Origin of the sequence: Streptomyces sp. NRRL WC-3549 (genome assembly GCF_000721935.1) — a bacterium.
Lineage (GTDB): Bacteria > Actinomycetota > Actinomycetes > Streptomycetales > Streptomycetaceae > Streptomyces.
Genome location: NZ_KL585385.1, coordinates 4,777 through 9,724 on the forward strand (window position 1 = coordinate 4,777; position 4,948 = coordinate 9,724).

General features: G+C 69.3%; 5 protein-coding genes. 2 read left to right on the forward strand and 3 right to left on the reverse strand.

What is annotated here, in order from left to right; genetic code table 11:
* Positions 1-1,225 (reverse strand): transglycosylase domain-containing protein (locus IH13_RS36620; RefSeq protein WP_031080951.1); only part of this gene is annotated, 1,225 nt, incomplete at its 3' end.
* Positions 1,226-1,830: 605 nt separating this feature from the next.
* Here IH13_RS36620 and IH13_RS0103595 point away from each other — a divergent pair.
* On the forward strand, positions 1,831-2,178 hold the full coding sequence (locus IH13_RS0103595) for a WhiB family transcriptional regulator (RefSeq protein WP_031080952.1): 348 nt from the start codon (positions 1,831-1,833) through the stop codon (positions 2,176-2,178).
* Between the two features lie 44 nt (positions 2,179-2,222).
* Here the strand turns inward: IH13_RS0103595 and IH13_RS0103600 are convergent, their stop codons facing one another.
* A complete protein-coding gene (locus tag IH13_RS0103600) occupies positions 2,223-3,659 on the reverse strand; it encodes an ATPase BagB (RefSeq protein WP_031080953.1) in 1,437 nt (478 codons plus the stop codon).
* Positions 3,656-4,705, reverse strand: a complete 1,050-nt coding sequence (locus IH13_RS0103605; protein WP_031080954.1) for an ATPase BagA — start codon at positions 4,703-4,705, stop codon at positions 3,656-3,658. Before IH13_RS0103605 ends, IH13_RS0103600 begins: the two co-directional genes overlap by 4 nt.
* A gap of 72 nt (positions 4,706-4,777) precedes the next feature.
* Between IH13_RS0103605 and IH13_RS42005 the strand changes: the two genes are divergently transcribed.
* Entirely contained in the window at positions 4,778-4,936 is a 159-nt protein-coding gene (locus tag IH13_RS42005; RefSeq protein WP_019992579.1) for a Sp36 family protein, read from the forward strand.
* Positions 4,937-4,948: the final 12 nt, after the last annotated feature.

Genomic DNA, 4,948 nt, shown 5'->3' on the forward strand with positions numbered 1-4,948 from the left:
GGAAGCCGTAGGTGCTGCCGCCCATCGCGTTGCTGACCGCGAGGTTGAGCACCGTCTCGTGCTGCGTCTGGTCGAGGCCGTACGGGCGGGACTGGCCCATCGAGAGGATCTTGCCGGTGCCGGGCTCGACCTGGACCACCGAGGCGGCGACCTTGTCGTCCTTGTTGACCTTCGAGGTCGCAGCCTCGTTGGCCGCCTCCTGGGCACGCGGGGAGAGGGTGGTTTTGATGGTCAGACCGCCGAGGTTCCACAGCTTGGAACGGTCCTCCGCGGTCTTCCCGAACGCCGGGTCGGAGAGGATGGTCTTGCGTACGTAGTCGCAGAAGAACCCGGAACCGCTGACGGCCGTGATGCAGCCGTTCTGCGGCTTCTTCACCTTCAGCTTGATCGGGGTCCCGATGGCCTTGGCGGCCTCGTCCTGCGTGATGCTGCCGACGTCGGCCATCCGCCGCAGCACGATGTTGCGGCGCTTGGTCGCCTCCTCCACGTCGTTGACCGGGTCGTAGCGGGTCGGTGACTGGACGAGGCCGGCCAGCATCGCCGCCTCCTCCAGCGAGAGGTCCTTGGCGTGCTTGGAGAAGTAGCGCTGGGAGGCGGCCTCCACGCCGTAGGCCTGCTGCCCGAAGAAGGTGATGTTGAGGTAGTTCTCCAGGATCTTCTTCTTGCCGAGTTCTTCCTCGACCTGGATCGCGTACTTCAGCTCACGGACCTTGCGGCCCATCGTCTGCCGGGTGGCCTCGGCGACCTTCTGCTGGTCGTCGCCCGCCTCCTCGACGAAGACGTTCTTCACGTACTGCTGGGTGAGGGTCGAGGCACCCTGCGCGGTGCCACCGCTCTGCACGTTGCTGTTCAGCGCGCGCAGCATGCCCTTGAGGTCCACCGCGCCGTGCTCGTAGAAGCGCGAGTCCTCGATCGCGACGATCGCGTCCTGCAGGTACGGCGACATGTCCTTGAGGGGTACGACGGTGCGGTCACGCGAGTAGACCGTGGCGATCGTGCCGCCCTCGTTGTCCAGGATCTTGGTCCGCTGGCTCAGCGGTGGTGTCTTGAGGTTGGAAGGGATCTCGTCGAATCCCTCGACCGTCCCCTTGGCTGCTAGCCCCAGTGCTCCGGCGGCCGGCAGGGCGATGCCGGCCAGCACCGCCCCGGAGAGCGCGGCGACACCGAGGAACTTGGCGGCCTGCTGGGTCGTCGTGAGACCCCCGCCTGAGCGCTTCTTTGGCATGGAGGCAGCCTAATCCGTCGTGAGCGGCGTTCCGCAGGACCAGGGGTGTCCAGGGCGGTACCCGTACCAGACCGTGACATCCGGAGGGGTTTTTCCGCCTCCGCGCACCTTCCGGAGGGGCACTGCGTCCCGGGGCCGGCCCCGGAACGTGACGGCGCCACGGCGCGCCGGACGGATGCGTACGCCGCCGACGGACGCGTACGCCGCCGACGGATGCGTACGTTGCCATTCGCCGGACACACGGGCAGGCCTTGGCCTAAGCTGCTCCCAACTGTCACAGCAATCCAACGGTGCATCAAGCCCCATGCAGGGCCCTCGCGCAAATCAGCCACACACCAAGGTGACCCCGAATTCGCCCGGTGTGTCGCCGAATGTCCGTTGCGACTTGGGTATGCTGTCCGGATTCTGACGGGATAGTCGCGCATGTCCACGCGTCACTCCTCTGGGTGATCTGCCGCGTACGCATAGTCCGTTCGGGCCATCCAAGATTGGGCCCGAAGGGGGTGTTGTGCTGTCGCCGCCTTCCGTAACGTCCTCAACTGGCAGCGGTGAATATGCCGCTGCCGCCGTGGGGGAGCCTCGATTCGGGAGAGGACGGCGCCGGCATGGGCTGGGTAACCGACTGGAGTGCGCAGGCAGCCTGCCGCACTACCGATCCGGATGAACTGTTCGTACAAGGGGCAGCGCAGAACAGGGCCAAGGCGGTGTGCACCGGATGCCCGGTGCGGACCGAGTGCCTGGCTGACGCGCTCGACAATCGCGTCGAGTTCGGCGTGTGGGGAGGAATGACGGAGAGGGAACGCCGTGCGTTACTGCGCCGACGGCCCACCGTCACGTCCTGGCGCCGCCTTCTGGAGACCGCGCGCAGTGAGTACGAGCGGTCCACGGGCCTGCTGCCCACAGCGGTGCAGATGGACGACGAACTGCACGAGACGTACGCCGCCGTGGGGTAGTCCCTGGCCGGGCGCTCCGCGAGGTGCGTCGGCCGGCGGCCTGCCTACGCCGATCCGGTCGTGGACGGCACCGCGCCTGCCGCGAGCCGTTCCGCGACGGCGCGCAGGCCCGCCAGGTCGTGCACGTCTCCGGGCAGTGCGGCCACCTCCGCCACCGGGACTTCGGGGTGCAGCGCGGTGAAGCGGTCGCGTGTGTCCTGTTCCCGCGCGACGACCTGCATGCGTTCGGCGTGCAGCCGCAGCAGTCCGGCGGTCAGCTGCTCGACGGAGACGGGCTCGGCGACGGATCCGTCCTCACCCGCGGGCACGCCGTCGGTGCCCTCCGGGTGCTTCTGCGGCGGCTCGGCGGTCGGTGGTTCGCCGGACCGCGGGGCGTGCGGGGGCAGACCGCGTGGCGACCCGTCGCTGTGCTCGGGGGAGAGTGACGACTTCGGGGACGCGGGGTCTTGCGGTGGCTGGGGGACATCGACGGCCTCGGGGGAGGTGAGGGCCACCGGGTCACCAAGGCCAGCCTTCCCGTCCGTATGATCCACAATGCCGACGCCTTCGAGATTTTCTGCGGCGGCCAGTGCCCCCTCCGCGGAGAGACGCGCGGCCTCGCTGCCGTGCACCCGGTTGAGGACCAGGCCGGCCAGCGGCATCTTCTCGGCAGCCAGCCGTTCCACGAAGTACGCGGCCTCGCGCAGCGCGTCCCGCTCGGGCGTCGCCACCACGAGGAACGCCGTGCCGGGGGCTTGGAGAAGCTGGTACGTGGCATCGGCCCGGGTACGGAAGCCGCCGAACATCGAGTCCATCGCCGTGACGAAGGTCTGTACGTCCCGCAGGAACTGACCCCCCAGCAGCTTGCCGAGCGTCCCTGTCATCATCGTCATCCCGACGTTGAGGAACTTCATCCCGGCCCGCCCGCCGATCTTCGCCGGGGCGATGAGCAGCCGGATGAACTTCCCGTCCAGGAAGGAGCCGAGACGTTTCGGCGCGTCCAGGAAGTCCAGGGCGGAACGTGACGGAGGGGTGTCGACCACGATCAGGTCCCACTCGTCGCGGGCCCTCAGCTGGCCGAGCTTCTCCATCGCCATGTACTCCTGCGTGCCCGCGAAACCGGCTGACAGGGACTGGTAGAAGGGGTTCTCCAGGATCGCGCGGGCCCGGTCCGCGTCCGTGTGCGCCTCGACGGTCTCGTCGAAGGTGCGCTTCATGTCGAGCATCATGGCGTGCAGTTCGCCGTCCCCCTTGACGCCGTCGACCCGGCGCGGGACGTTGTCGAGCCGGTCGATGCCCATCGACTGGGCGAGCCTGCGGGCCGGGTCGATGGTGAGGACCACGACCCGTCGGCCACGTTCGGCGGCCCGCACTCCCAGGGCCGCGGCGGTCGTGGTCTTGCCCACGCCACCCGATCCGCAGCAGACGACGATCCGGATCCGCGGATCGTCCAGGAGCGCGTCGGTGTCCAGCCCGGACGCGTTGCCGGTGTCCAGCGTCATGAACCCATCCCTCGTGCCGAGCCACCGCCGGGCCGGGCCGGGCGCCGTGCGCCGCCCGGCCCGGCGGTGGCCGCGTCCGCCGTCTCGTCGCCCACGCCCTGCTTCCGGAACTCCGCCGCCAGGTCGTGCAGGGAGGAGAGGGTCACGCCCTCACCCACCAGCGGAAGCTCAACCGTCGGCAGGCCCAGACCCGCGAGCACCGCGCGCTGTTCGCGCTCCAGGCCCACCCGCTGGGCGTGCGCGGACGCCTGCTCGACCAAGGGGCGTACGAGGCCGGCGGAGCCCGTGACGCCCGCCCGGGTCAACGCCTTCGCGATCTCCTTGCGACGGCCGCCGGACGCGGTACGCAGGGCGTCCTCGTCCAGCAGGTGGGGACGCACCATGTTCACCACGATCCGGCCCACCGGCAGGTCGGCCGCCCGTAGTTCGGCGATGCCGTCCGCGGTCTCCTGGACGGGCATCTCCTCCAGCAGAGTCACCAGGTGCACCGCCGTCTCCGGCGACTTCAGAACCCGCATGACGGCCTGAGCCTGATTGTGTATGGGACCGATCCGCGCCAGACCCGCCACCTCGTCGTTGACGTTGAGGAAACGGGTGATGCGGCCCGTGGGCGGAGCGTCCATGACCACGTGGTCGTAGACGAACCGGCCCTGCTTGTCCTTGCGCCGGACCGCTTCGCACGCCTTACCGGTCAGCAGCACGTCCCGGACCCCGGGTGCGACGGTCGTCGCGAAGTCGATCGCGCCGAGCTTCTTCAGCGCCCGGCCGGCGCCGCCCAGCTTGTAGAACATCTGGAGGTAGTCCAGGAGGGCCTGCTCGGCGTCGATCGCGAGCGCGTGGACCTCGCCGCCGCCCGGGGCCACGGCGATCGCGCGTTCCTCGTAGGGGAGCGCCTCGGACCCGAAGAGCTGGGCGATGCCCTGTCTGCCCTCGACCTCGACGAGGAGGGTGCGCCTGCCCTCGGTCGCGAGGGCGAGCGCGAGTGCGGCGGCGACCGTGGTCTTACCGGTACCGCCCTTGCCGCTGACGACCTGGAACCTGCTCACGTCTTCGAGCCTAACCAGTCGGCAGGCAGGCTACGCACGAGGCCGCGTATGCCAGGCATTACAGTCGGGCCCATGACCAAGTGGGAATACGCGACCGTGCCCCTTCTCGTGCACGCGACCAAGCAGATTCTGGACACCTGGGGCGAGGACGGCTGGGAGCTGGTCCAGGTCGTTCCCGGCCCGAACAACCCCGAGCAGCTCGTGGCCTACCTGAAGAGGGAGAAGCCGTAGTGGCGGGGGGGG

Bases quoted from the DNA above. Each gene is read 5' to 3' on its own strand.
- IH13_RS0103600 (WP_031080953.1), bottom strand. From the start codon at position 3,659: ATGACGCTGGACACCGGCAACGCGTCCGGGCTGGACACCGACGCGCTC.
- IH13_RS42005 (WP_019992579.1), top strand. From the start codon at position 4,778: ATGACCAAGTGGGAATACGCGACCGTGCCCCTTCTCGTGCACGCGACC.
- IH13_RS0103595 (WP_031080952.1), top strand. From the start codon at position 1,831: ATGGGCTGGGTAACCGACTGGAGTGCGCAGGCAGCCTGCCGCACTACC.